This is a genomic window from Bradyrhizobium sp. LeoA1Lang, from assembly GCF_055413685.1.
The window spans coordinates 1-251 of the sequence record NZ_JBVAPG010000671.1; the positions used below are offsets into that span (position 1 = coordinate 1).

Genomic DNA, 251 nt, shown 5'->3' on the forward strand with positions numbered 1-251 from the left:
GCCGGTTCCGTTTGGTGCGGTGGGGGAGCTTTACATTGGCGGGGCGGGGGTCGCGCGGGGCTATCTGAAGCGGCCCGAGCTGACGGCGGAGCGGTTCATCGCCAGTCCCTTTGTGGAAGGCGATCGGCTGTACCGGACCGGGGATCTGGCGCGCTATCTGCCGGACGGCAATCTGGAGTTTTTGGGCCGCACCGACGACCAGGTGAAGATCCGCGGCTTCCGGATCGAGCCGGGCGAGATCGCGGCGCGGC

General features: G+C 68.5%; 1 protein-coding gene. It reads left to right on the forward strand.

The genetic code is table 11. The features are described from left to right. Window positions 1-251, forward strand: a 251-nt coding sequence (locus ACZYOF_RS44920; protein ID WP_463719726.1) for a hypothetical protein, incomplete at both ends; no start/stop codon positions are given.